The following is a 577-nucleotide window of genomic DNA, read 5'->3' on the forward strand; positions in this document are numbered from 1 at the left end:
GTGAAGGTCACCGCGCCGATGAAGACACCGATGAAGACCTCGGCATGGTGGACGGCCATCAGGTCCGGGGACAGCGCGGGGGCTTCGAGGTGCCCGTTCCAGCCGACGAGTACCGCGGCGAGGCCAACGAAGCTGTGCAGCAGGGCGATGAGTTCGGGCATGCCCGTCATCTCCACCACACGGGCGCGCCAGAGTCCGATGGCGCCGCCGACCAGTACCGCGGCCAGGAGCAGGATGAGCCCGGTCAGGCCGTGACCGGTACCCCAGGCGCCCTGCACGGTCAGCCAGACGGTGGCCGCCAGGGCGATGACCATCCCGGCAATGCCGTAGATGACCCCTGCCCGGGCCTTTTCATGTTTGCTCAGCCCGGCAAGGCTGAGGATGAACAGCAGGGCCGCGACGATGTAGGCCGCCCCCGCGATGGAGTCGGCGGTCAACGGACCGGAGACGGTGTCGGACACGGTAAAGCTCCTCGTTAGGATTCCTGCTGCGGTTTCGGGTACGGCGCTCATGAACGTGCCTTGTCACCGCGGGAGAACATCGCGAGCATCCGCCGGGTGACAGCGAACCCGCCGAA

Annotated in this window: 1 protein-coding gene; it reads right to left on the reverse strand. The window is 67.2% G+C overall.

The window, feature by feature from the left end:
- Positions 1-512 (reverse strand): NAD(P)(+) transhydrogenase (Re/Si-specific) subunit beta (locus PV761_RS24250; RefSeq protein WP_347900059.1); only part of this gene is annotated, 512 nt, incomplete at its 3' end.
- Between the last annotated feature and the right edge of the window lie 65 nt (positions 513-577).

Source organism: Arthrobacter sp. CC3 (assembly GCF_039907775.1).
Lineage (GTDB): Bacteria > Actinomycetota > Actinomycetes > Actinomycetales > Micrococcaceae > Arthrobacter.